This window comes from Sulfurihydrogenibium subterraneum DSM 15120 (assembly GCF_000619805.1).
In the GTDB taxonomy this organism is placed as follows: Bacteria; Aquificota; Aquificia; order Aquificales; family Hydrogenothermaceae; genus Sulfurihydrogenibium; species Sulfurihydrogenibium subterraneum.
Map to the genome: position 1 here is coordinate 31,129 of NZ_JHUV01000009.1, position 21,625 is coordinate 52,753.

Here is a 21,625-nt window from a genome sequence, read left to right on the forward strand (position 1 = left end):
GTATGAAATGAAAAAGATTTATTTATTTGCTTTATCAGCATTGGTTTTATCTTCTTGTGCTTCTGAAGATAAGATAGTTTCTCTTCAAAGAGAGATTTTAAGCATTAGGCAAGAATTAAATGAACTTAAAGACCAAACCAGGTCAAACACAGAAGCCATTACAAATCTTACTTCAAGGGTAGATAGACTATCCCAAGCTGTATCTCAAAACACTACAGATATAGAAAAGCTAAAAGCGTCTAAGCTGTCTGAAGAAAAGCCTCAAGTCAAACAACCCCCATCTCCTCCTCCTCAAGAGATAAAGAGAGAAGGCAAAGAAGAAGTAGCGGTGCCTCAAAACGATAAACAGCTTTATCAGTACGCCCTTGACCTTTATTTTAAAGGTAATATAGAAGAGTCAAGAAAAGCGTTTGTAGAGTTTTTAAAAAAATATCCAGACTCTGACTTATACGGAAACGCAATATTCTGGGCAGGACAGACTTTTTACGCGGAGAGAAAGTATAAAGATGCTGTAGAAATATGGAATCTTTTACTTCAAAAGTGTGATGAAGGAAAAATTAAAAGATGTGTAAAGTATCCTGATGCTATGTTAAAAATAGGTTATTCTTATATAGAGATGGGCGATGTGGAAAAAGGTAAAAAGTATTTACAAGATTTGATTCAAAAATATCCCGATACAGAAGCAGCTGCTTTAGCTAAGAAAAAACTTGAGGCTCTTAAATGATAGAAAATCTGTATAAAATTCCTAATCACGTTGCTATTATTATGGACGGAAACGGGAGATGGGCTAAAAGAAGAGGTCTTGAAAGGATATATGGACACAAAGAAGGTGTAAAGGCAGTAGAGAGAGCTATAAAGTTTGCTAAAAAAGTAGGAATAAAATATTTAACCCTTTTTGCATTTTCCACAGAAAACTGGCAAAGACCTACAGATGAAGTAAATGCAATAATGTCTTTACTTGTAGAATACATTAACGAAAAAATTCCTATGCTTTTAGAAAATGATGTAAAACTAATTTTTATGGGAAAAAAGGAAGGTCTTTGGGACAGTGTTTTACAAGCAATGGAAAAAGGAGAGAAAGAAACGGCACACTGTAGTAGTTTAACGGTAGTTATAGCCCTAAATTACAGTGGTAAAACGGAGATTTTAGATGCTGTTAATAAAATTTTAAAATCTAAGGTTGATAGTATAGATGAAGAGACTTTCAGACAATTTTTTTACAGACCTGAAATTCCCGACCCTGATTTGTTAATTAGAACAAGTGGAGAAAAGAGAATATCTAACTTCCTACTGTGGCAACTTGCCTACACTGAACTTTACTTTACAGATGTTTTATGGCCAGACTTTGATGAAGAAGAATTTTTAAAAGCCCTTTACGATTACCAGAGCAGAGAAAGAAGGTTTGGTAAAGTTTTAAATGAATGAACTTTTAAAAAGAATTTTATCAGCTTTAATTCTCTCTATTTTAGTAATTGTTGGAATTATATATTTACCTGTTTCAGCTGTTAAGATAGCTATCTCACTTATAACAGTTTTGTGTATTTACGAAGTTTTTAAGTTACTTGATAAAAAGTTGACAGGCATTTACAGTAAACAAGTCTTATTTGTTAGCTTTCTATCTTCTATTTCTCTTTTGTTTTTTTCTTTTTATCTATCAATTATGATTATTACCCTTTACAGCTTCTTTACAGCTGTTAAAAAGTATGATTTAAATTATTTAAGCTACAGTATTTTTGGATTTTTCTACGGTGTTTTTTTTCCATCTTCTTTGGGACTTCTTGCGAGTATTGATAAAAATCTTTTGTTTGTTTTATTTAGCGTTGTCTGGACTGGAGATACTCTTGCTTACTTTGTAGGTAAAAACTTTGGTAAAAATAAACTATCTCCAATTTTATCTCCTAAAAAGACTTGGGAAGGAGCTGTTGGAAGTTTTTTAGGGTCGGTTGTTGGAGGGTTTTTAGCTATAAAATTTTTTAATTTTCAAATTTACTGGATAATTCCTGTTGTAGTTTCTGCTGTTTTACTTCAGGTAGGAGACTTGTTTGAAAGCTTTATAAAAAGGCAAGTAAATGTTAAAGATTCTTCAAACTTAATTCCAGGTCATGGAGGAATATTAGACAGAATAGACTCTCTTATTTTTGCCTCAGCTGTATTTTTTATGTTTTATGAGTTGTTAAAGTCTTTTTCCATTGCATCTTGATAAGAGTATGGACTTTCTGTGGGTATGTTAAAATCGTCAGGATTGTAATTATTGTTTATAAGCCATATTTTTAATCTTCCTCTTGCTAAAATCCAAGCAGTTTTTAGTTCATTAGGTAATTTACTTTTTAAACTTGGATATCTCTCAAAGAGAATATGTATTCTAACTCTGGAATTTTTTATGCTCTTTATCCAAGATTTTCCTGCATTTTCTCCACCAGCTAAGCCTCTAAAGTTATCAAGTTTATACATATGTTCTAAAATAACCGCTAGGAAGCTTATACAGGCATCTAAATCTCTTCTTCCCATATCTTCTATTTCCTCTATCAAATTGTCCCAATCTACAAGCTCGTAAGATTTTTCTTTGAGAAATCTCAAGTTAATCTCTACCCACAGTGGAAAATCTTTATTATAAAGCTGTTTTAACTCTTCTTTTGAAACATATAGTGTTTTCATACTTTACCCTCAATTAAACACTTTCACTATGTTGTAGTAGGTGTCCCTTTGGGCTGGGATAAAGCCTGCGTCTTTTATCTGTTTTGCCATTTTTTCAGGTCTTGGACTTGATACTTTAAATCCTGTAGATGCTACCACATTTTCCTCAATCATAGTGCTTCCAAGGTCGTTAGATCCAAACCTTAAACCTGTCTGTCCTATCTTCATAGTTTGAGTTACGTGGGAAGATTGGATATTATCAAAGTTGTCAAGATAAATTCTTGAAATTGCTAAAACTTTTAGATACCATACAGAAGTTGCAGGTTCTAAATGGTCTAACATTGTATTGCCTTTTTGAAAAGTCCAAGGTATAAACGCAGTAAAACCTCCTGTTTGGTCTTGGAGCTGTCTGACATTTTCAAGATGCTGTATTATGTGTTTCGGTTTTTCAACGTGTCCAAACATCATCGTTGCTGTAGACCTCATTCCAAGCTCGTGAGCTGTTCTGTGAACTTCAAGCCACTGGGCTGTAGTTGTTTTATTTGAAGATATTAAAACTCTAACTTCATCGGACAGAATTTCAGCTCCCCCACCCGGTAAAGACATAAGGCCTGCTTCTTTTAACTTTTCAAGAACTTGTTTTATACTCATTTTTTCTAACTTAGCAATATAGTTAATTTCAGTTGCAGATAAAGAGTGAATCTGTATCTGTGGAAATCTTTCTTTTATCCTTGAAAATAGTTCTACGTAAAAATCTAATCTTAAGTCTGGGTTTAGTCCCCCTTGCATTAAAAGAGTAGTTCCTCCCCAGTCTACAAGTTCCTGTATTTTTGCAAATATTTCGTCAAGGTCAAGTACGTAAGCATCTTTGTCAGATTTTCTTCTCTGAAAGGCACAGAACTTACATCCCGCAACGCATATATTTGTATAGTTAATATTCCTATCTACAACAAATGTGGCTATGTTATCTGGATGTTTTTTCTGCCTTACAAAATCTGCAAGTCTTCCAAGGGTTAAAAGGTCATAGTTTTCCAGCATATACAGAGCTTCTTCTGGAGTTATCCTTTCTCCTTCTAAAACTTTATCAATTAAAACTTTTTCTTTAAGCATTTACATTTGCCTCTACTTTGTTTTTAGGATTTCCTTCTAAGTAAGATTTAAGGTTATCTAATGTTATATCAAGTATTCTATATAAAGCATCTTTTGTGTTATAGGCGTTATGGGGTGATACTATAACGTTTTCTGAATGTAATACGTAAAAAGATTCTAACGCTTTTTTTAGTTTTATTGCAGGAATATCATCTCTTTTTAGATACTCTTCTTCTATTAAAACTTCTTCAGCTTCAAATGTATCTAAACCTACTCCACCTGCAAGTCTACCTTCTTTAAGCGCTTGAACAATAGCCTCCATCTCAACGACAGGACCTCGAGAAGTGTTTACAAGCATTGCATCAAGTTTCATAAGTTTAATGTTAAATCTATTTATAAGATGATGAGTAGATTTGTTATAAGGAACGTGTAATGTGACTATATCAGACATTCTAAGTAAATCTTCAAGTCCTACGTACTCAACACCGTATTTATCTATCAACTCTTTATCTTTATACCTATCATAAACAAGTATTTTCATACCAAAGCCGTATGCAATCCTTATAACGTGTTTTCCTATTCTTCCTGCTCCGATTACGCCGATAGTTTTCCCCATCAAATCTATTCCTGTTAAACCATCCCTTGAAAATATACCTTTTGAAGTCCTTTCTATCATTGGTTTAAACTTCCTTGCAAGTGCAAGAATTAAGGCAAAAGTGTACTCTGCAACTGTATTGTTTCCGTACCCAGGAACGTTGCAAACAGTTATGCTATTTTTTGATGTGTATTCAACGTCTATATGGTCGTATCCAGTAGAACGGGTTATAATAAGTTTTAAATTGGCCATCTTACTTAAAACGTCTTTATTAAGTTTTGAGTATATAAACACTATAGCCACATCTATATTTTTGTAAAGCTCTACATTTGTATCATCAAGAGGTTCTTTTGTAAATTCAACTTCAACATCTAATCCCATGTCTTTTATCTTCTTTTCTAGATAAAGTCTTTCCCAATCTTCTACTTCAAAAAAGTGAACTTTCATAGTCAACCCTCCTTGGGTTTTACTTTATTATACTATAAATGTACTGATTCTAAATCTAAAAACACCATTATAAATCTATCTAATCCTAGTGAAGCTCCTGCTGACTGAGGAAGATTTTTAACGGTTTGAATAAACTCTGTGTCTAAAGGATAGTCAAATCCTTCTTTCTTTTTAATTTCTATATCTTTAAGTAGTCTTTTTTCTAACTCTTGTGGGTTGTTTAACTCATCATAACCGTTTACAAGCTCTATACCGTGTATATAAGCTTCAAACCTTTTTCCTTTACCATTTTCTACTTTTGCAAAGGCTGAAAGCTGTGGCGGATAATCGTATACAAAAATTGGTTTTTCTAATCCTAAATTTGGCTCTACATAGAAAGCGTATATATGAAAAAATAACTCTTCCCAGTTATCACTTCCTTTAAAGTAAGGTTCATTTTGTTTTAAAAACTCATTCATCTTTTCAATGTTATCAGGATATATTTTTGTGTACCTGTAAAAAGCATCATCTACTGTTATTTTTTCCCAGTTTGTTAAATCGTAGTTTTTCCCTTTATAAGTAATAAAAGGTTTTCTATACAAAGATATTGCTGTTTCTATGAATATGTTTTTAGTGTCTTCCATTAGGTCTTCAAGGTTGTAATTTACTCTGTACCATTCAAGCATCGTAAACTCTATCTTATGCTTGTAAGAGCCTTCAAAATTTCTAAAGACTTTTGTTATTTGAAAAATGTCTGACTTTATTTGAGAGATGATTTTTTTCATTTTAGGCTCAGGAGATGTATGAAGAAACTTTCTTATCTTTTCTTTTTTTTCATTGAAAACAAAAAGTTCTACTGGATATATATTACTATCTAAGTTGGGATAGTCTAATAGAATGTCTGTGAAAACCTCTATTGCACCTGTTTTGTAAAAATAATCTCTGATAGACTGGTATATTTTGGATTTTTTTTCAAAGATCTCTTTCATAGATTAAAGCGGGCTTACTAGCCCGCAAGAGTTTAACTTTCTACAGGATATACGCTTACAACTTTTTTACCTTTAGATGTTTCAAACTTAACTTTTCCATCAATTAAGGCAAAGAGAGTGTAATCTTTTCCCATTCCAACATTTTTACCGGGATATACCTTTGTTCCTCTCTGTCTTATTAGAATGTTACCTGCTCTTACAACCTGCCCATCGTATCTTTTAACTCCAAGGCGTTTAGATATACTATCACGACCGTTACGTGTTGAACCACCACTTGCCTTTGATGCCATATCATTTCCTCCTTAAGCTATTTCTTCAATCTTTAATAAAGTAAAGGGTTGTCTGTGTCCGTTTAATCTTTTGTAGTTCTTCTTCCTTTTGTATTTGAATACTAAAACTTTTTTGTGTTTTCCGTGTTTTAATACAGTTGCCTTTACTGTACCTTCTGTTTTCAAGTTTCCTTGATCATCTTTTACACATATAGCAGGGATCTCTATCTTGTCCCCTTCGTTAGCACAAAGCTTTTCAACCTTTAAAAGTGCTCCTGACTCAACTTTATACTGCTTTCCACCTGTCTTTATAACAGCGTACATAAATGCCTCCTTTTTCTGGAATGTTAGATTAGATAGTATATCACAAAACTTATTCTTGTAGCAACATCTTTGCAACAGATTCAAAATCGTATAAATCATTACTTATTTTATCAACATTTTTAAAGTCAGTTGCTTCAAATAGTGATATATACTCATCTTTAAGTTTAGACACTATAAAGTCGTAAGCTTGTTTTTCTTTTGTTATAAACGGAACGTCAAATTTTGCGTCTTTTATTACATGGAAAAGCTGAATCTTTTGAGTATCGTGATCTATAAATGAGTAATAAGAGTAGTCTCCCATGATTATTCCTTCAAAATTTTTCCAGAGTTTATAAAATTCTCTATAAAACACAGGATAAAGCTTATCTAAATTTTTAAAATAAACTATATCAAAACCTGACAAGTTTTCTATCAGTAAAGAGTCTGGACTTTGAATAGATTCACAAGGTATTACAATGTAGGTTTTAGATGATAAACCTACCTCTAAGTCGTTTAAAAGGTAATTTAAAAGGTATCCTGTAAATGCAGTATCTTGCGTTCTTAAAATTAATCTGTTTTTTCTACCACTACCAACTTTTTTAAATTCTTCAATTAAGTCTACAAAGCTTCCTGTTTCTGGAAAGGCCTTTTTACAGTTTATCGTGTAGTTTACTGGTGAAGGAGTTCTTAAAAATGGTTTTATCTTCAAAGCTGACAGTATTTTATTAACGAAAAATACTATCTCATTTAAGAATTCAACCGCTTCATTTAAAGACATTCCAAATCTTCTGAGTTTGTTGTAAAGTATATATCCACTTTTTTTATCGTTGTAAACAAGATAGTTTAAACCTAAAAATATTAAGTAAAAGATATAAGCTCTTTTTAAGTTTCTGTTAGAGAGATTTAACTGCTGAGATTGTAAGGACAGTTGAGGGTTAAGGATTAAATGTGCCAGCTTATAACTGTCGTTTACTTCAACTAAAAATTTAAATCTTCTATTTAGGAAATCTTTATTCATAGATAAAAAATCTTCTCCAAAAAAGACTTTCTCATAAATCCTTGTTATGTAAGAGTAAAGTTTTACAGTGTTTTTTATTAGTTTTTTATATTTTTCATCTTTTTTTGCAAATAGGATAACGGAAGAAGATATAAGCTCAAGTAAAAGTAAAAGCAAGCCTGCTTTCTTTTTAGGTTGAAAAGATATTAAAGGTGGGAGTTTCTTAAAAAGCTCTACTTTAGTTAAATTAACTTGATTAAATTCTTCAAAGTCTGGAAGTGGAGATTTGTAAGTGGTTATAAACAGTTCAAAATACTGATAAACTAACTTTTTTAATTTTTCTAAACCAATTCTTGATATAGCTGTTGGTAAGTCTTTTATTTCTTCAACAGCTCCTTCTGAAATAGAATTCGCCGTTTCAATTATCTTATTTTTTAATAACGTTAAAGGATTGATTAAAAAAGCTAAACTTTCTGCATCTGTGTTAGGGTCGTCAACTTCTGCTAAAAGGTTTATAAGGTTGATAAATTCGGGAGATAAATTTATACTGTCAAAATCCTTCTCTGATATAGAGTACTTTTTAGTTGTTGAAAAGGTTTTTAAGTATTTTGTATTTTTCTTTATAAACTCTACATCTTCAAAATCTTGTTTAAAAACAAGGTCAATCCGTGTTTCTGTTATCTCTTTTACAAAGCATCTATACTCTTTTCCATTTATTTTAACTGGAATAGTTAAACCTTCTTGAATTAGGTTTGTTTTTTTATCTGTTTTTATTCTAAGTAGAGTTTTTGATATAAACTCAGCGTATCCGTAGTCTTCTATCTTTATGTTTTCTAAATAATACTTATCCCAGCGTAATTCAAACTCTTCCATTTTTTCCTCATTTAATAATGATTTTACAAAATTTTGGCATATATTTATTTTTTAAGATTATATCATAACAGGTGATACACAATGAAAGTACAAGCATGGTTATCAGAAAAAAGGAAAGAAAATAAAGTTTTATGTAAAGCATGTTCTCAAAGGTGTGTTTTAGATGTTGGAGAGTATGGTAAATGTGGTATAAGAAAAAACGAGGATGGTCAGCTTTACTTAACAGTTTATGGCTTGGCAGCTGCCTATAATATAGACCCTATAGAAAAAAAACCATTATTCCATTTTCTACCCAGTACAGATATTCTATCCGTTGGAACTGTAGGATGTAATTTTAGTTGTAAATTCTGTCAAAACTGGGAGATTTCTCAATATCCGAAAGAGCATAACTTTGATGTTTTTGGCGAAAATCTTATCCCACAAACCATTGTAAATATAGCAAAAACTCAGAATATTCCTTCTATAGCTTTTACCTATAACGAGCCGGTAGTTGTTTTTGAGTATGCTTACGACACATTTAAACTTGCTAAAGAGTACGGTATTAAAACTGTTTTTGTTAGTAGCGGTTATGAAACCAAAGAAGCTCTTGACACTATAAGACCTTATTTAGATGCGGCAAACATAGATTTAAAAGCTTTTACAGATAAATTTTACAGAGAAATCTGTGGTGCAAGATTAAAACCAGTTTTAGAGGCTATAGAATACGCATACAAATTGGGTATATGGATAGAGATTACAACTTTAATAATACCAGGAGAAAATGATAGTAAAGAAGAGTTAAGAGATATAGCAAGATTTATAGCATCTATAGATAAAGATATTCCTTGGCATATATCAAAATTTTACCCTATGTATAAGATGAAAGACCATCCACCTACACCTATATCTAAACTTATTGAGGCTTACGATATAGGAAAAGAAGAAGGATTAAACTATGTATACGTAGGAAATGTATTAGATGAAGATAGAGAGTCAACCTACTGTCCAAACTGTAATTTTAAAGTTATAGAAAGGTCTGGATACGTTGGACAGTTTGTTAAAAACCACCTTGTAGATGGTAAATGTACTAAATGTGCTACTGCTATAAAAGGAGTTTGGAAATAATCACTTAACTATAAGGTTTAAAATCTTTCCTTGAATAAATATAGTTTTAGTAATCTGTTTTCCTTCTGTCCATTTTTTAACATCGGGATTGTTTAAAGCTATATTTACAACATCTTCCTCAGTAGCATCTACTGGAACTTTTATTGTAGCTCTTAACTTTCCATTTATTTGAACTGGTATCTCTTTTTCTTTTTCTATCAGTAGATTCTCATCGTAGGTAGGATAAGGATAGTCTATAGTAAATCCGCTGTTGCCCAATTTATTCCAAAGATAATCTGCCATAAACGGAGTAAAAGGAGATATTAAAAGTATAAATTTTTCAAAAACTTCCCTTAGAACTTTAGAGTTTTTACTTTTGTAGTCATACAACTCATTTAGAAGCTCCATCATTGCAGCTATTGCCGTGTTAAACTGAAAGTTCTTCTCTATATCAGACTTTACTTTTTTAATAGTCCAGTGTAGTTTTTTCCTTATTTTTAAATCTTCTTCTGATAAGTTTTTAAAGTCTTCTTCCGTATAAGATACATCTTTAACTAAATCTAAATGCTGAGTAATGTAGTTAAAAAATCTTTTTACAAATCTGTGAGCTCCTTCTATACCACTTTCTGTCCAGTCAAAGTTGTTTTCGGGAGGAGCTGCAAAAAGTGTGTAAAGTCTTACAGTATCAGCTCCGTATTTTTTTACCATTTCATCTGGGTCAACGGTGTTATGTTTTGATTTAGACATTTTGTCTGATTTTCCATAGGTTTCTTCAAGTTTTGATAAAATAGACGTATCTACTGCTAACTTTTCAAGTAAAAGCTTTGCATTATCATTTATATTTAGATGGTTTTCTTTTAAAAAGTCCTTTATTTTCATTAAGGGTACCTCTTATATGTTATTCTTGGTCTTGGGCTTCTTCTTGGTCAAATTCAAACTCTATCTCTTTTTTAGGTGCGATGGTTGTTATAGCGTGTTTATAAACTAATACCTGTCTTGGTCCTTCTTTGAGTAGTAATGTAAAGTTATCAAAGTATTTTATCTTTCCTTCTAACTTTACTCCATTTACAAGATAAACATCACATCTAACTTTTTCTTTTCTTATTGTGTTTAAAAACTTTTCTTGAAGTCTGTTGTCTTTTTGTTTTGCCATATTAAACCTCCTGTCAGTGTAGTGCTACTTCATAAAGCTTTTTTGATATATCAATAATATACTCTTTTTTCAGTAGATTTTCCTTCCATCTTTCTGGTATTGACTCTTCTGAGTTATAAGCCCCTGCAAATAATCCTGCTAAAAGAGCTATACTGTCTGTATCTCCTCCGTAATAACCATAACTGTTAGCGGCTTTTACTATAACAGTTTCTGTATCGTGAGGTGTTTTTAAAAATATAAACAGTGCTTGAGAAAAAGATTCTAACACAAAACTTCCGTTTCCAAGCTCGTTTATAGCTTTTTCGTAATCTGCATCTTCTTTTAAAAGGTTTATAACTTTGTTTAGGTAATGTTTTGTCTCATTTTTAAATGTAAAGTTTTTAAGATGCTTTACAAAGTACTCATTTTCATCTGGAAGGTAAAATTTATCTTGAACAAGCTCAGAAAGAGCTACACATATTGCTGATGCTACGTCTAAAACAAGTTCGTTTCTTGTTGTAAGCATACAGGCAGTTTTTGCAGCTTCTACTGCCAAGTAAGGATTTTTATAGTGGTAAAGTCCTATTGGGACTGCTGGTAAAGCGTGGTCTATAGTTGACCCACCTTTTTCTATGTCTTGACCTTCTATTATAGACTCAATCGCAAGTAAAAAGTGAGGGTCTACATAGCTATGGACTTGGGACCTCTCAAACCACTGTATGTACTTTTCTATTATGTCTTTTATGTCTATCATCTTTCTATCTATTATTGATTTTGCAACTATTGTGATAATTTCAAACTCACTGGTGTTTTCTCCTGGTCTTAGGAAGTAAGAGGGAGATGATGGATGTGGAACCATTAAGTCTTTAACAGGCTCTCCATAAAACTCTATAACGTCATCTATAGGGAGCTCTTCTACCATCATTCCAAGACTATCACCAACTGCAGCTCCTAAAAAAGCTCCTATGAATTTATCTTCCATTTTACTTTCCTTCTGGTCTTAAAGTAGGGAATAGTATAACTTCTCTTATAGATACACTGTCAGTTAACATCATTACAAGTCTATCTATTCCTATGCCTTCACCTGCAGTAGGAGGAAGTCCGTACTCAAGTGCTGTTAAAAACGTTTCATCTACGTCCATAGCTTCTTCATCACCCATCTCTTTTTCTCTTATCTGTTGGATAAACCTTTCTCTTTGGTCAAACGGGTCGTTTAACTCTGTGTAAGCATTTGCAAGCTCTTGTTTGTTTATAATAAGCTCAAATCTTTCTACTAAGTCTGGGTCATTTCTATGGGTTTTTGCTAAAGGAGATAGGATTTTTGGAAAATCTATAACAAAAGTAGGCTGGACTAAATCTTCTTCTACAAAATGCTCAAAAAGTTTGTCTAAGATTTTCATATGGGTTAAGGTGTCTGCTTTTGGTATTCCTACTTCTTTTGCAAAGTTTTTTGCTTTTTCATAATCTAAGAAAAACTCTTTATCTTTTCCTGTTTTTTGTTTTAATGCTTCAAAGAAAGGAAGTCTTCTAAATGGTTTTTCAAAGTCTATCTCTTGGTCTTCCCACTTTATCTTTAAAGTTCCAACTGTATCTAATAAAATTTTTCTGAAAAGCTCCTCTGTCAACGCCATTAAATCGTTATAATCAAGGTAGGCAGCGTAAAACTCTACCATCGTAAATTCAGGGTTGTGAGTTGTGTCTATTCCTTCGTTTCTAAAATTTCTACCTATCTCAAAAACTCTGTTAAAACCACCTACCACAAGCATTTTTAAGTAAAGCTCAGGAGCTATTCTTAGGTAAAGGTTCATATCTAAAGCGTTATGGTAAGTTATAAAAGGTTTAGCCAAAGCTCCAGATGCAACTGGTTGTAAAATTGGAGTTTCTACTTCTATAAACCCTTTACTTTCTAAAAACTCTCTGAGACTTTTTATTGCTTTTGACCTTAATTTAAATATCTCCCTTGACCTTTGATTTGCTATTAAATCTAAAAATCTGTATCTGTACCTTTCCTCTATGTCTTTAAGTCCGTGCCACTTTTCTGGTAAAGGTCTTAAAGATTTTGAAAGCATCTGATAGCTATGGACTTCTACTGTAAGCTCTCCAGTCATAGTTCTAAAGAATTTGCCTTTTACTCCAATAATGTCTCCTATATCTATCAGTTCCATTGCCTTTTGATAGTTTTCTTGTCCTAAGATGTCTGCATTAAAATAGATTTGTAGTTTACCGTCTGCGTCTTGTAGGTGTCCAAACGCTGCTTTACCTTGGTCTCTTAAAGCAACTAACCTTCCAGCTACTGCAACTTCTTTACCTTGAGGGTCTTTATCGTAAATCTGCTTTACCTGTGAAACGTCTTCACCTTTTTCTTCAAAGTAAACCTCATCTGCTATAAGAGTAAGTTTACCGTCAACTCTTTTTAACTTTCCTTTAAAAGATGCAAATGTATTTGGAGATAACTTTTCTTTTTGAGGGAAAATAACTAAAATCTCAGAATGTCCGTTTAAATCTTCAAACCTTATTACGTAATCGTTATCTTTTTTAGAGACTCTTTTTATTTTTCCTTTTAATATTACTTCTTTATCTTCTGGGTCAAACTCTAAGCCTTCTCTAACAGATTTTAAATTGTGGGTTGTCTCAAATTTATGAGGATAAGGATTTATGCCTTCTTTTTCCATTTTTTTTAATCTTTCTAATCTACTTTCTAAAATCTCTTCTGACATTAAAACCTCCAAAGCTTTTAAATATAAATATAAATTTTACCACATTCTTCTAAGCCTTGACTTTCTCATAAGTTTTATCCATACTTATATTTGAAAATCTAACAAGAGGGTAAAGTATGAAGGATTTAGAAAGAGAAAAGATAATAAACTACTTTAACTACAATATAGCACTTGAACACTCTGCTATCATTCAGTATCTTTTCCACGCTTATACAATAGGAGAAGCAGAAACGGAAAACGAGATTGAAGAAATAGCAAGAGAAGAGATGAGACATTTAAGAATGTTTGCCCACAAGGTTGTAGAATTAGGAGGAGAACCTGCTATATCAGAGAGGGCTTCTGTTTTCTTACACGCACCTACATTAGAAGACCTTATGCAACTTGATATAGATGCAGAATTAATGGCGATACAGGAGTATTCAAAACAGTTAAAAGACTTAAGTGATGAATCTGCAAAAAGGATTTTATCAAGAGTTATAAGTGATGAAGATGCCCACAGTAAAATTTTTACAAAAATGAAAGAAAATCTAAAACAGATGGTAAAAGACAGCTCCTCTGTTAAGGAACAAGAAAGATTAGAAATAGCTCAGCTGCTAAATGATATACTTCAAAGACAGTACAAAAAAATCCTTGAAGAACTTTACCAATCCTTTATAACACGATTTAAAAATCCTCATTTAAGTGATGAATTGGAACAAAAGGCAATAGATAAGATGAAACACTTTGGATGGATTGCAGAAGAGTTAACTGAAAAAGGTTATCAAATAGATGTTTCTTTACCAAAAATTGATAAAGTTAAAGATTCAAACGATATTGTTAATTACAATATTAAAGAAGAGATGGAAAGCAAAGAACAATTTTTATCCTTATCTCAAAAAACACAGCTCCCAGACCTACAGTGGATATTAGAAAGGATAGCAAACAGAGAAATCCACTATACAGATTTGAAAAAGTTCTTAGAAAACAATCAGCTGTCTGAAAAAGACTACGGTAAAATTTTATCTGCCTTTACAGTTGGAAGTTTGTTTAAAAAGTAAAGATTAGATAGCTGCTTTACTTAAGACTTCCTCACAAGAGCAGTTTAATTGAAGGGGAAGTCTATCTATAAACTCTAAGATTAAATGTTTTATATCTTCTGTTTTTTCTTTCATCATTTGTATGACCTCTTCAGAGGTAAGGTTATGCTGGGAGATGCCTGCTGCAAGGTTTGTAACGATGTTTATCGAGGCAAAATGGATATTAAGCTCCCTTGCAAGAACTATTTCTGGAACCAAAGTCATTCCTACAATATCGCCACCTATTAAAGATAACATTTTTATCTCTGCTGAGGTTTCTAACCTTGGACCTTCTGTAGCTACATAACAGCCTTTTGTATGATGTCTGTATCCTTTTTCTTCACAGATATCTTTTATTAAACTTCTCATATGAGGACAGAAAGGGTTTGTAACGTCAATGTGAACTACTCTTTTATCTTTTAAAAACTGCTTAACTTCGTTCTGAAAATCTGTATCGTCTTCTTTTGATAAAATCCCTTCGTAAAATGTAGATATTCTTGACTTTGTAAAATCAATAAATTGGTCAGATATAACAAAATCTCCCGGCTTTAAAAGAGGGTTTATTCCACCTACAGCTGATATAGAGAGTATTTTATTTACTCCTAACTTCCTAAAGCCCCAAATGTTAGCCCTGTAATTTATAAGATGGGGAGGATACTTATGTCCTTTACCATGTCTTGGAAGAAAAACAGCTTTTTTACCTTTATACTCTGCTACTACATACTTATCAGACGGTTCTCCAAAAGGAGTGGATACATTTATTTCATCTATGACTTTTAATCCTTCTATGTCATAAAGTCCGCTTCCGCCAATTATTCCTAACATATACACTCCTTACTTAGATTCGTAGAAAAGGTATCTTCCACAGTTTGGACATCTTAGGAGCTGATTTGATTTTAAAAGTTCAGTGAATATTTTTGGTGGTATAACCATATAACAGCCAGTACATACTTGGTCATCTACAATAGCTATAACCTTGGTTTTTACTTTTTTCTTTATCGTTTCATACTGAAGTAAATCTTGAGGTTTTATCTGTTTAGTTAACTCTTCTCTCTTTTCTTGAAGTTGTTTTAACTCTTCTTCTAAGTTTTTGATTTCTTGTTGTTTTTGATTTATTTGATTTTCTATCTCTTTTATCTTTTCTTCTTTTTCTTTCTCTAAAACTTTTATCCTTTGTTGTAAATCTTCTATCTGTTGCATTATTTGAAGGATTTCATCTTCTAAGTGAATAATAGCTTCTTCTGCCTGTGATTTTTCTCTTAAAAACGCTTTATATTCATCGTTGCTTCTTACGGTGTTTAGTTTATCTTCAATCTTTCTTATTCTATCTTGAAGGGATTGAATGTCTATCTCTTTTTCTTTTTTAGAAAGCTCTAACTGTTTTTTCTGTTTTAGGGTTTCTTCAAATTCGTCAATAACTTTCTGTTTTTCTTCTTCAAGTTTTTTTATCTCTGCTGGAATTTTTTCTATTTTAGACTTAGCTTCTTCAATTTTAAGGTCTATCTCTTGTAGTTTTAACAGGTTCTGTGCCGTGATACTATCCATTGATACCTCATTGTAAGATTCATTATGGGCCCGGAGGGACTCGAACCCCCGGCCGGACGGTTATGAGCCGTCTGCTCTAACCAACTGAGCTACGGGCCCTTTACTTTTGAGATAAATAATATATATCATTTTTTAAAAGTTGTCAAATAGAAAAAAATGTTTTATAATAACTTTTACTTAAGGAGGTATTGATATGAGTAAGTTATTGAAATTGGCAGTTATTTTATTAACAGTTTTTATTTATAAGGCTCAGGCAGAATTTATTAATCCAACGGCTGTAAGTGAAAATGTAGAAACTGTGGTTGAAAATTCAAAATCTATGAAAGATTTAGAAGAGTTTCTCTCTAAATCGGATGATCTAATGCTGGAAACAAAGTTAAAAGAGGAAAAGAAAATTTTACTAAAATCAAAGAGAAAAGAAATTGAAAGCTATCTTGAAAATGGTAAAAATATTTTACCTATTATCGTTAAAACTCTTGTAGAACATAATCTACCAAAAGAACTTGCGTTTATACCTATAATTGAAAGCCATTATATAAATGGTTTAAAATCTCCTAAGGGAGCTGCGGGTATATGGCAACTTATGCCACAAACAGCAAGGAATCTCGGGCTTATTGTTAACAAAGAAGTAGATGAAAGATTAGACCCTGTTAAATCTACGTTGGCAGCTGTTAAGTATTTAAAAAAGCTCTATGGTATGTTTGGAGACTGGAAGTTGGTTTTAGCAAGTTATAACGCTGGACATAACAAAGTTATAACTAAAACAAGTTATCACGGGAGCTCTTTTGCAAGTATTAAAAATTTCTTACCAAAACAAACACAAAATTATGTCTTAAAGTTTTTAGCGGTTGTAGAAGTTGCCATGATGATAATGGAAGAAAAAAAGCTACATAAAAACGAACCTTCTTTTGAAGTTGTAAAAGTAAAAGGTGGCTACTCGTTAGATAAAATTGCGTCATTGATATACGTTGAAAAGGAAAAATTAATAAAGCTAAATCCCCACTTTTTAAAGAAAAGAATTCCAGACGATGGAAACGAGTATAACTTATATGTACCAAAAGGTTATGGAAAGTTGGCAGAAAATTTGTTAAATAATATGTCGTGAAGATATACGCAGGAAATAGCTCTTATCCAGAATACTTTATAGTTAAAGAACCTTTTAATAGAGCTGTTTTTATTGTAAACTCTGAAAAAAAAGCAAAAGAAAGTTTTATTAATCTTACTTCTTACAAAGACTTTTTTAACAGCTCCAAAGAAATTCTATTTATACCTTCTTCAAAAGATGTGTTAGATTTAGAAAGTCAGATAGAGAGAAACTACTCAATCTACAGATGGCTAACTACTCAGGAAGCTATCTTAGTCCTATCAAAAGATGCTTTAGATGTAAGATTAAGACCCTTAGAAGATTTTTATAAATCTTTGATAAATTTACAGAAGGGAGATAGTTTAGACAGGGAATTTTTAGTTGAGAAACTTTTAAAAATTGGCTACATAAAAGAAGATTATCCAGAAAATGAAGGAGAGTTTAGTGTAAAAGGAGGATACATAAGTATAAACGTTCCAAAGGTTGGAATAGTTGACATTGACCTTTTTGGAGATGAGATTGAATCTCTATATTTAAAGTCTAAACTTCTTACAAAAAAAGAGATAGACAAGATTTATATTTATCCCCTCTACGACTTTGATGTTTTATCTAACAGCCCTTTAAAGCTTGAAGATGAAAATTTTGTTTGTCTTAAAGATTATATAAAAGAAGATATCTACACCTTAGATATTTTTGAAGACATAAATCAAAAAATATCTTTTTTCAGTAATCTAACAGATAAAAATATAGGAAGTTTAAAGGATGTTGATGAAAGTTTTAAAGTTAGTAAAATACCAATTAAAAATCCCCTTGTTCTATTAGATGAAAAAGTAGTATTCCTGCCAGAAACTGAAGATAAAAAGTTAGATTTAGACGTAGAGCCTATAAAAGAGGGAGATTACATAATACACGAAGATTATGGAATAGGTATATTCAAAGGTATAGAGACAAGAGAAATAAGGGGAAAAGTTTACGATTTTATGATTTTAGAGTATGCGGAAGGAGAAAAGGTATACGTCTCTTATCTTCACTTTGATAAGATTCACAAGTATAAAACCCAAGGCTTTATAAAACTTGATAAAATAGGAGCTCCTTCTTGGAAAAATCTTAAGAAGAAAGTAAAAGAATCTTTAAAAAACTTGGCAAGACAGCTTATTCAGCTTTACTCTGAAAGACAGAGCATTAAAAGACTACCATTAGATGTAGAAAATGAGCTTATAACAAAGTTTGAAAGAGACTTTCCATACGTTGAAACACCAGACCAGCTTAAAGCCATAAAAGATGTAAAAAAAGACCTGTCAAAAGAAAGACCGATGGAAAGGCTCATATGTGGAGATGTAGGATTTGGTAAAACAGAAGTTGCTATTAGGTCAGCATTTATTCACGCAGTAAACGGTTATCAAACGCTGGTTTTAGTCCCTACAACTGTTTTAGCATACCAGCACTATGTAAAGTTTAAAGAAAGGTTAGAAAAATACGGCTTGATTGTAGAAAACCTATCAAGATTAAAAAGTAAATCACAGCAAGAGGAGATAATAAAAAAGTTAGAACAAGGAAAAATAGATATAGTTGTGGCAACCCATAAAGCGTTGTCTGATGACGTAAAATTTAAAAATCTTGGACTGCTTGTAATAGATGAAGAACACAGATTTGGAGTAAGAGCAAAAGAAAAGATTAGACAAATGAAAAAGAACATAGACACCCTCTACTTAACTGCAACTCCTATCCCAAGAACCTTAAATATGGCACTATCTGGATTAAAAGATATATCTGTCATAAACACTCCACCTGAAGGTAGATATGAAGTTAAAACTTTTGTATCACCTTTTGACGAAGAAATACTTAAAAAAGCTGTAGAGTTTGAACTCAGCAGAAAAGGACAGGTTTTTTACGTCCATAACCGAGTAGAAACGATAGAAGTGAGAGTGAACTATCTTAAAAATCTATTTAAAAACGCAAAAGTGGACTTTATACATGGACAGATGAAGCCTTCTGATATAGAGAAGAAAATACTTTCTTTCATAGAAGGTAAAATAGACATTTTAGTGTCAACCTCAATTATAGAAACAGGAATAGACATTCCAACTGCTAATACTTTAATAGTAGAGAGAGCTGACCTTTTTGGACTTGCACAGCTGTATCACTTAAGAGGTAGAGTAGGAAGAGGAAACATTCAGGCCTACTGTTATCTTTTTGTTCCAAAAGAGATTACAAAAGATGCAAAAAGAAGACTTGACGCAATCTTAAAGTTAACAAGACCGGGGTCAGGGTTAAAAGTATCAATAGAAGACCTTCAAATAAGAGGTCCAGGAAACATTTTAGGTATAGAGCAGAGTGGTTTTATAAAGTCTGTAGGATTTGATATGTACGTAAAACTTTTAAAAGAAGCCCTAACAGAAGCTTCAGGAGAAAGTGAGTTTGAACCTCAGTTAGACCTTGACTTTGATTATTACATACCACAGTCTTTCATAAAAGACCCACAGGAAAGAATGAACCTATACTTAGCTGTCTCAAAAGCAGAAAGCTATGAAGATATAGAAAAGTTAAGAAATTATCTTAAAGAGTTTTACAGTGAACTACCATCTATCTTTAACCTATACCTTACTGTTGAAAAGATAAAAAGAATGTTAAAGGCTTTAAAGATAGAAAAGCTTTCATTAAAAGAAGGTAGAGGGGCTTTAGAATTTTCAGAATATACAAAACCAGAAGTTATACATAATCTAATAAAATACCTTGAGCCTTATAGAGTAGAGTCAAATAAAATCCATTTTTATATCCAAGATATAGAAGAGTTAAATTCGGTATTTGAAAAAACAGTCAAAAGCGTTAAAATAGAATAAGCAAAATTAAAGGATTAAACAATGTATAACCTTACCATAGAAGAGGCAAGTTTTTTAATAGTTGACTTAGAGACTACGGGATTAAACCCAGAGAATAGTGAAATTATTGAAATAGCAGCTCTCAGAGTAGAAGGTGGTATAGTTGTAGATAAGTTTCATACTCTTGTAAAGCCATCAATTGGTTTTATTCCACCTTTCATTACAAAACTAACAGGGATAACAAACGCACTCGTTGTAGACAAGCCTACGATAGAACAAGTTTTTCCACATTTTTTAAAATTTTCTGAAAACTCTATAATAGTAGCCCATAACGCCCAGTTTGATATGTCCTTTTTAAACAGTGTATCCTATCAGATTACAGGAAAATCTATTCAAAATCCAGTTTTATGCACTCAAAATTTAGCAAAAAGACTGTTTCCAGACCTTCCAAGTAAATCCTTAGTAAATTTGGCATATCACTTTAACATTCCTTACAATAAAAAACACAGAGCATTAGAAGATGCTTTAGTTACTTTTGAGCTTTTTAAAAAAATTGTTGATTATCTATACAGGTTTAACATAAACAAAGTTATGGATTTAGTTAGACTTTCAAACGGTAAGGATTTAAATCAAACTTCAAAAAGGAGAAGGTATGTTTAAAGTAGGTATAATAGGCTGTGGAAATATGGGAGAAGCCATAATAAAAGGTTTGATAGAAAAAGCAGGAGTTAACTCTACTTCCATAGTTGTAAACGACATAAATAAAGAAAGGCAAAATTACATAATAGAAAAGTATAATGTAGCAGGGTCTGATATAAAAAAGGTTGTAAATCTATCAGAAATAGTATTTTTAGTTGTAAAACCAAAAGATTTAGAAGAAACTTTAAATCCTGTAAAAGATGTATTTAAAGAAAATCAGATTTTAATATCAGTTTTAGCGGGAGTAAAGATAAAAAAGATAAAAAGCATCGTAGAAAAACCTGTTATAGTTAGAATAATGCCAAACACACCTGCCTTAATAGGAGAGGGTGTTATAGGTGTGTCTTTTGAAAGAGAGATAGAAAAAAAACAGGAGATAATAGACCTTTTAAAAAGTCTTGGAGAAGTCTTTGAGGTAAAAGAGGAGCTGTTAGATGTTATAACAGGGCTGTCTGGAAGTGGTCCTGCTTACGTTTTTACATTTATAGATGCTCTAGCACAAGGTGGAGTAAAGATGGGTCTATCCTACCAAGATGCGTTAAAGATAGCTACTCAAACGGTTTTAGGCTCTGCAAAATTACTAAAAGAAACACAAGACCATCCAGCAGTTTTAAGAGACAAAGTAAGCTCTCCAGCAGGAACAACCATCTATGGTCTTCATGAACTTGAGAAGAAAAACTTTAAAGATGCGGTAATATCAGCTGTAGAAACAGCAACAAAAAGAAGCAAGGAGCTGTCGGGAGATTAGGAAGGGTTTTACAATGAAAAATGTAAATGAAGAATTAGATTATTATATAAATATGCCTTATACAATTGAGCTTATACCTGATGTGGAAAGTGGTGGTTTTGTGGCTAAGATTGTTGAACTTGAAGGGTGTATTACATTTGGAGATACAAGAGAAGAAGCTCTCCAGATGTTAGAAGATGCTAAAAGAGAATGGATTGAAACCGCTTTAGAAGAAGGTTTTGAAATTCCACTGCTTAAAACAGCAAAAAGAAAAATAAGACCTCATTTATTGTAAAGATTTGATTATTTGATAGTTTTTTCCAATTCTTTTATGTTTTTAACTTCTATTAGGTTTTTGCCTTTCCTTGCTTCCTTTATAACTTTTCTGGTTTTTTCATTTGGAAGTTTTAATTCAAAAGGTAGTCCTCTATGTTCTTTTACCATCGCGACAAATATGTTGAATGCTTGACTTACATTTAGTCCTAATCTATTTAAAATTTCTTTTGCTTCTTCGTAATTTTTTTTATCTACTCTTAGAGTGGTATGTATTTTTGTACTCATTTTTTACCTCATCTGTTTTTATACTTTT

24 protein-coding genes and 1 tRNA gene are annotated in these 21,625 nt (G+C 32.0%); 10 read left to right on the forward strand and 15 right to left on the reverse strand.

What is annotated here, in order from left to right; translation table 11 throughout:
- Positions 1-7 precede the first annotated feature (7 nt).
- Genes ybgF through Q385_RS0103240 form a run of 3 tightly spaced genes read left to right on the forward strand, consistent with a single transcriptional unit; the run spans position 8 to position 2,200 of the window.
- Entirely contained in the window at positions 8-724 is a 717-nt protein-coding gene (gene ybgF, locus Q385_RS0103230; RefSeq protein ID WP_028950288.1) for a tol-pal system protein YbgF, read from the forward strand.
- Positions 721-1,425: an undecaprenyl pyrophosphate synthase gene (locus Q385_RS0103235; RefSeq protein WP_028950289.1), complete on the forward strand. Its 705-nt coding sequence runs from the start codon at positions 721-723 to the stop codon at positions 1,423-1,425. The genes ybgF and Q385_RS0103235 overlap by 4 nt, the downstream gene beginning before the upstream one ends.
- Positions 1,418-2,200 (forward strand): phosphatidate cytidylyltransferase, encoded by a 783-nt coding sequence (locus Q385_RS0103240; RefSeq protein ID WP_028950290.1) that lies wholly within the window; start codon positions 1,418-1,420, stop codon positions 2,198-2,200. Before Q385_RS0103235 ends, Q385_RS0103240 begins: the two co-directional genes overlap by 8 nt.
- On the opposite strand, the gene Q385_RS0103245 is transcribed toward Q385_RS0103240, so the two are convergent.
- From Q385_RS0103245 to Q385_RS0103275, 7 genes are read right to left on the reverse strand one after another with little or no spacing between them, the layout of a single operon-like run.
- Positions 2,164-2,655 (reverse strand): DUF29 domain-containing protein, encoded by a 492-nt coding sequence (locus Q385_RS0103245; RefSeq protein ID WP_028950291.1) that lies wholly within the window; start codon positions 2,653-2,655, stop codon positions 2,164-2,166. The genes Q385_RS0103240 and Q385_RS0103245 overlap by 37 nt on opposite strands.
- Positions 2,656-2,664: 9 nt before the next feature.
- Positions 2,665-3,744 carry a cyclic dehypoxanthinyl futalosine synthase gene (gene mqnC / locus Q385_RS0103250; protein WP_028950292.1) on the reverse strand — a complete coding sequence of 360 codons (1,080 nt, stop codon included), beginning with the start codon at positions 3,742-3,744 and terminating at the stop codon, positions 2,665-2,667.
- Positions 3,737-4,765, reverse strand: a complete 1,029-nt coding sequence (locus Q385_RS0103255; RefSeq protein WP_028950293.1) for a hydroxyacid dehydrogenase — start codon at positions 4,763-4,765, stop codon at positions 3,737-3,739. The genes mqnC and Q385_RS0103255 overlap by 8 nt, the downstream gene beginning before the upstream one ends.
- A 32-nt stretch (positions 4,766-4,797) precedes the next feature.
- A complete protein-coding gene (epmA, locus tag Q385_RS0103260; protein ID WP_028950294.1) occupies positions 4,798-5,733 on the reverse strand; it encodes an elongation factor P--(R)-beta-lysine ligase in 936 nt (311 codons plus the stop codon).
- Between the two features lie 32 nt (positions 5,734-5,765).
- The gene (gene rpmA / locus Q385_RS0103265) at positions 5,766-6,023 is read right to left on the reverse strand and encodes a 50S ribosomal protein L27 (protein WP_028950295.1); all 258 of its coding nucleotides are present in this window, start codon (positions 6,021-6,023) and stop codon (positions 5,766-5,768) included.
- Between the two features lie 12 nt (positions 6,024-6,035).
- On the reverse strand, positions 6,036-6,326 hold the full coding sequence (rplU, locus tag Q385_RS0103270; RefSeq protein ID WP_028950296.1) for a 50S ribosomal protein L21: 291 nt from the start codon (positions 6,324-6,326) through the stop codon (positions 6,036-6,038).
- Positions 6,327-6,375: 49 nt separating this feature from the next.
- A complete protein-coding gene (locus Q385_RS0103275) occupies positions 6,376-8,175 on the reverse strand; it encodes an HDOD domain-containing protein (protein WP_028950297.1) in 1,800 nt (599 codons plus the stop codon).
- 81 nt (positions 8,176-8,256) lie between these two features.
- On the opposite strand from Q385_RS0103275, the gene amrS reads away from it, so the two are divergent.
- Positions 8,257-9,279, forward strand: a complete 1,023-nt coding sequence (gene amrS / locus Q385_RS0103280) for an AmmeMemoRadiSam system radical SAM enzyme (RefSeq protein ID WP_028950298.1) — start codon at positions 8,257-8,259, stop codon at positions 9,277-9,279.
- Here the strand turns inward: amrS and Q385_RS0103285 are convergent, their stop codons facing one another.
- The 4 genes from Q385_RS0103285 to lysS are packed head-to-tail and all read right to left on the reverse strand — an operon-like array spanning position 9,280 to position 13,107.
- A complete protein-coding gene (locus Q385_RS0103285; RefSeq protein WP_028950299.1) occupies positions 9,280-10,137 on the reverse strand; it encodes a class I tRNA ligase family protein in 858 nt (285 codons plus the stop codon).
- Positions 10,138-10,156: 19 nt separating this feature from the next.
- Positions 10,157-10,411 carry an RNA chaperone Hfq gene (gene hfq / locus Q385_RS0103290; protein ID WP_028950300.1) on the reverse strand — a complete coding sequence of 85 codons (255 nt, stop codon included), beginning with the start codon at positions 10,409-10,411 and terminating at the stop codon, positions 10,157-10,159.
- Between the two features lie 13 nt (positions 10,412-10,424).
- Positions 10,425-11,372 carry an ADP-ribosylglycohydrolase family protein gene (locus tag Q385_RS0103295; protein WP_028950301.1) on the reverse strand — a complete coding sequence of 316 codons (948 nt, stop codon included), beginning with the start codon at positions 11,370-11,372 and terminating at the stop codon, positions 10,425-10,427.
- A gap of 1 nt (position 11,373) precedes the next feature.
- Positions 11,374-13,107 carry a lysine--tRNA ligase gene (gene lysS, locus Q385_RS0103300; protein WP_028950302.1) on the reverse strand — a complete coding sequence of 578 codons (1,734 nt, stop codon included), beginning with the start codon at positions 13,105-13,107 and terminating at the stop codon, positions 11,374-11,376.
- Positions 13,108-13,223: 116 nt separating this feature from the next.
- Here lysS and Q385_RS0103305 point away from each other — a divergent pair, with 116 nt between their 5' ends.
- The gene (locus Q385_RS0103305; protein WP_028950303.1) at positions 13,224-14,144 is read left to right on the forward strand and encodes a ferritin-like domain-containing protein; all 921 of its coding nucleotides are present in this window, start codon (positions 13,224-13,226) and stop codon (positions 14,142-14,144) included.
- A 3-nt stretch (positions 14,145-14,147) separates the two neighbouring features.
- Here the strand turns inward: Q385_RS0103305 and mtnP are convergent, their stop codons facing one another.
- From mtnP to Q385_RS0103320, 3 genes are all read right to left on the reverse strand, one after another.
- Positions 14,148-14,987, reverse strand: a complete 840-nt coding sequence (mtnP, locus tag Q385_RS0103310; RefSeq protein ID WP_028950304.1) for an S-methyl-5'-thioadenosine phosphorylase — start codon at positions 14,985-14,987, stop codon at positions 14,148-14,150.
- A gap of 9 nt (positions 14,988-14,996) precedes the next feature.
- Positions 14,997-15,707, reverse strand: coding sequence for a zinc ribbon domain-containing protein (locus Q385_RS0103315; protein ID WP_028950305.1), 711 nt, complete (start codon positions 15,705-15,707; stop codon positions 14,997-14,999).
- A 25-nt stretch (positions 15,708-15,732) separates the two neighbouring features.
- Positions 15,733-15,806 (reverse strand) — tRNA-Ile (locus Q385_RS0103320).
- A 94-nt stretch (positions 15,807-15,900) separates the two neighbouring features.
- On the opposite strand from Q385_RS0103320, the gene Q385_RS0103325 reads away from it, so the two are divergent.
- From Q385_RS0103325 to Q385_RS08830, 5 genes are read left to right on the forward strand one after another with little or no spacing between them, the layout of a single operon-like run.
- Positions 15,901-16,812 (forward strand): lytic transglycosylase domain-containing protein, encoded by a 912-nt coding sequence (locus Q385_RS0103325; RefSeq protein WP_028950306.1) that lies wholly within the window; start codon positions 15,901-15,903, stop codon positions 16,810-16,812.
- Entirely contained in the window at positions 16,809-19,631 is a 2,823-nt protein-coding gene (mfd, locus tag Q385_RS0103330) for a transcription-repair coupling factor (protein WP_028950307.1), read from the forward strand. Before Q385_RS0103325 ends, mfd begins: the two co-directional genes overlap by 4 nt.
- A 21-nt stretch (positions 19,632-19,652) precedes the next feature.
- Positions 19,653-20,270, forward strand: coding sequence for a 3'-5' exonuclease (locus Q385_RS0103335; RefSeq protein ID WP_028950308.1), 618 nt, complete (start codon positions 19,653-19,655; stop codon positions 20,268-20,270).
- Positions 20,263-21,057: a pyrroline-5-carboxylate reductase gene (gene proC, locus Q385_RS0103340; RefSeq protein ID WP_028950309.1), complete on the forward strand. Its 795-nt coding sequence runs from the start codon at positions 20,263-20,265 to the stop codon at positions 21,055-21,057. The genes Q385_RS0103335 and proC overlap by 8 nt, the downstream gene beginning before the upstream one ends.
- Before the next feature lie 13 nt (positions 21,058-21,070).
- Positions 21,071-21,331, forward strand: coding sequence for a type II toxin-antitoxin system HicB family antitoxin (locus Q385_RS08830; RefSeq protein WP_051524383.1), 261 nt, complete (start codon positions 21,071-21,073; stop codon positions 21,329-21,331).
- 8 nt (positions 21,332-21,339) lie between these two features.
- On the opposite strand, the gene Q385_RS0103350 is transcribed toward Q385_RS08830, so the two are convergent.
- A complete protein-coding gene (locus Q385_RS0103350) occupies positions 21,340-21,597 on the reverse strand; it encodes a type II toxin-antitoxin system RelB/DinJ family antitoxin (protein ID WP_028950310.1) in 258 nt (85 codons plus the stop codon).
- Positions 21,598-21,625 lie beyond the last annotated feature (28 nt).

What these genes read in the sequence shown, in the direction of transcription:
- ybgF (WP_028950288.1), top strand. Translation starts at nt 8, where the DNA reads ATGAAAAAGATTTATTTATTTGCTTTATCAGCATTGGTTTTATCTTCT.
- Q385_RS0103235 (WP_028950289.1), top strand. Translation starts at nt 721, where the DNA reads ATGATAGAAAATCTGTATAAAATTCCTAATCACGTTGCTATTATTATG.
- Q385_RS0103240 (WP_028950290.1), top strand. Translation starts at nt 1,418, where the DNA reads ATGAATGAACTTTTAAAAAGAATTTTATCAGCTTTAATTCTCTCTATT.
- Q385_RS0103245 (WP_028950291.1), bottom strand. Translation starts at nt 2,655, where the DNA reads ATGAAAACACTATATGTTTCAAAAGAAGAGTTAAAACAGCTTTATAAT.
- mqnC (WP_028950292.1), bottom strand. Translation starts at nt 3,744, where the DNA reads ATGCTTAAAGAAAAAGTTTTAATTGATAAAGTTTTAGAAGGAGAAAGG.
- Q385_RS0103255 (WP_028950293.1), bottom strand. Translation starts at nt 4,765, where the DNA reads ATGAAAGTTCACTTTTTTGAAGTAGAAGATTGGGAAAGACTTTATCTA.
- epmA (WP_028950294.1), bottom strand. Translation starts at nt 5,733, where the DNA reads ATGAAAGAGATCTTTGAAAAAAAATCCAAAATATACCAGTCTATCAGA.
- rpmA (WP_028950295.1), bottom strand. Translation starts at nt 6,023, where the DNA reads ATGGCATCAAAGGCAAGTGGTGGTTCAACACGTAACGGTCGTGATAGT.
- rplU (WP_028950296.1), bottom strand. Translation starts at nt 6,326, where the DNA reads ATGTACGCTGTTATAAAGACAGGTGGAAAGCAGTATAAAGTTGAGTCA.
- Q385_RS0103275 (WP_028950297.1), bottom strand. Translation starts at nt 8,175, where the DNA reads ATGGAAGAGTTTGAATTACGCTGGGATAAGTATTATTTAGAAAACATA.
- amrS (WP_028950298.1), top strand. Translation starts at nt 8,257, where the DNA reads ATGAAAGTACAAGCATGGTTATCAGAAAAAAGGAAAGAAAATAAAGTT.
- Q385_RS0103285 (WP_028950299.1), bottom strand. Translation starts at nt 10,137, where the DNA reads ATGAAAATAAAGGACTTTTTAAAAGAAAACCATCTAAATATAAATGAT.
- hfq (WP_028950300.1), bottom strand. Translation starts at nt 10,411, where the DNA reads ATGGCAAAACAAAAAGACAACAGACTTCAAGAAAAGTTTTTAAACACA.
- Q385_RS0103295 (WP_028950301.1), bottom strand. Translation starts at nt 11,372, where the DNA reads ATGGAAGATAAATTCATAGGAGCTTTTTTAGGAGCTGCAGTTGGTGAT.
- lysS (WP_028950302.1), bottom strand. Translation starts at nt 13,107, where the DNA reads ATGTCAGAAGAGATTTTAGAAAGTAGATTAGAAAGATTAAAAAAAATG.
- Q385_RS0103305 (WP_028950303.1), top strand. Translation starts at nt 13,224, where the DNA reads ATGAAGGATTTAGAAAGAGAAAAGATAATAAACTACTTTAACTACAAT.
- mtnP (WP_028950304.1), bottom strand. Translation starts at nt 14,987, where the DNA reads ATGTTAGGAATAATTGGCGGAAGCGGACTTTATGACATAGAAGGATTA.
- Q385_RS0103315 (WP_028950305.1), bottom strand. Translation starts at nt 15,707, where the DNA reads ATGGATAGTATCACGGCACAGAACCTGTTAAAACTACAAGAGATAGAC.
- Q385_RS0103325 (WP_028950306.1), top strand. Translation starts at nt 15,901, where the DNA reads ATGAGTAAGTTATTGAAATTGGCAGTTATTTTATTAACAGTTTTTATT.
- Q385_RS0103335 (WP_028950308.1), top strand. Translation starts at nt 19,653, where the DNA reads ATGTATAACCTTACCATAGAAGAGGCAAGTTTTTTAATAGTTGACTTA.
- proC (WP_028950309.1), top strand. Translation starts at nt 20,263, where the DNA reads ATGTTTAAAGTAGGTATAATAGGCTGTGGAAATATGGGAGAAGCCATA.
- Q385_RS08830 (WP_051524383.1), top strand. Translation starts at nt 21,071, where the DNA reads ATGAAAAATGTAAATGAAGAATTAGATTATTATATAAATATGCCTTAT.
- Q385_RS0103350 (WP_028950310.1), bottom strand. Translation starts at nt 21,597, where the DNA reads ATGAGTACAAAAATACATACCACTCTAAGAGTAGATAAAAAAAATTAC.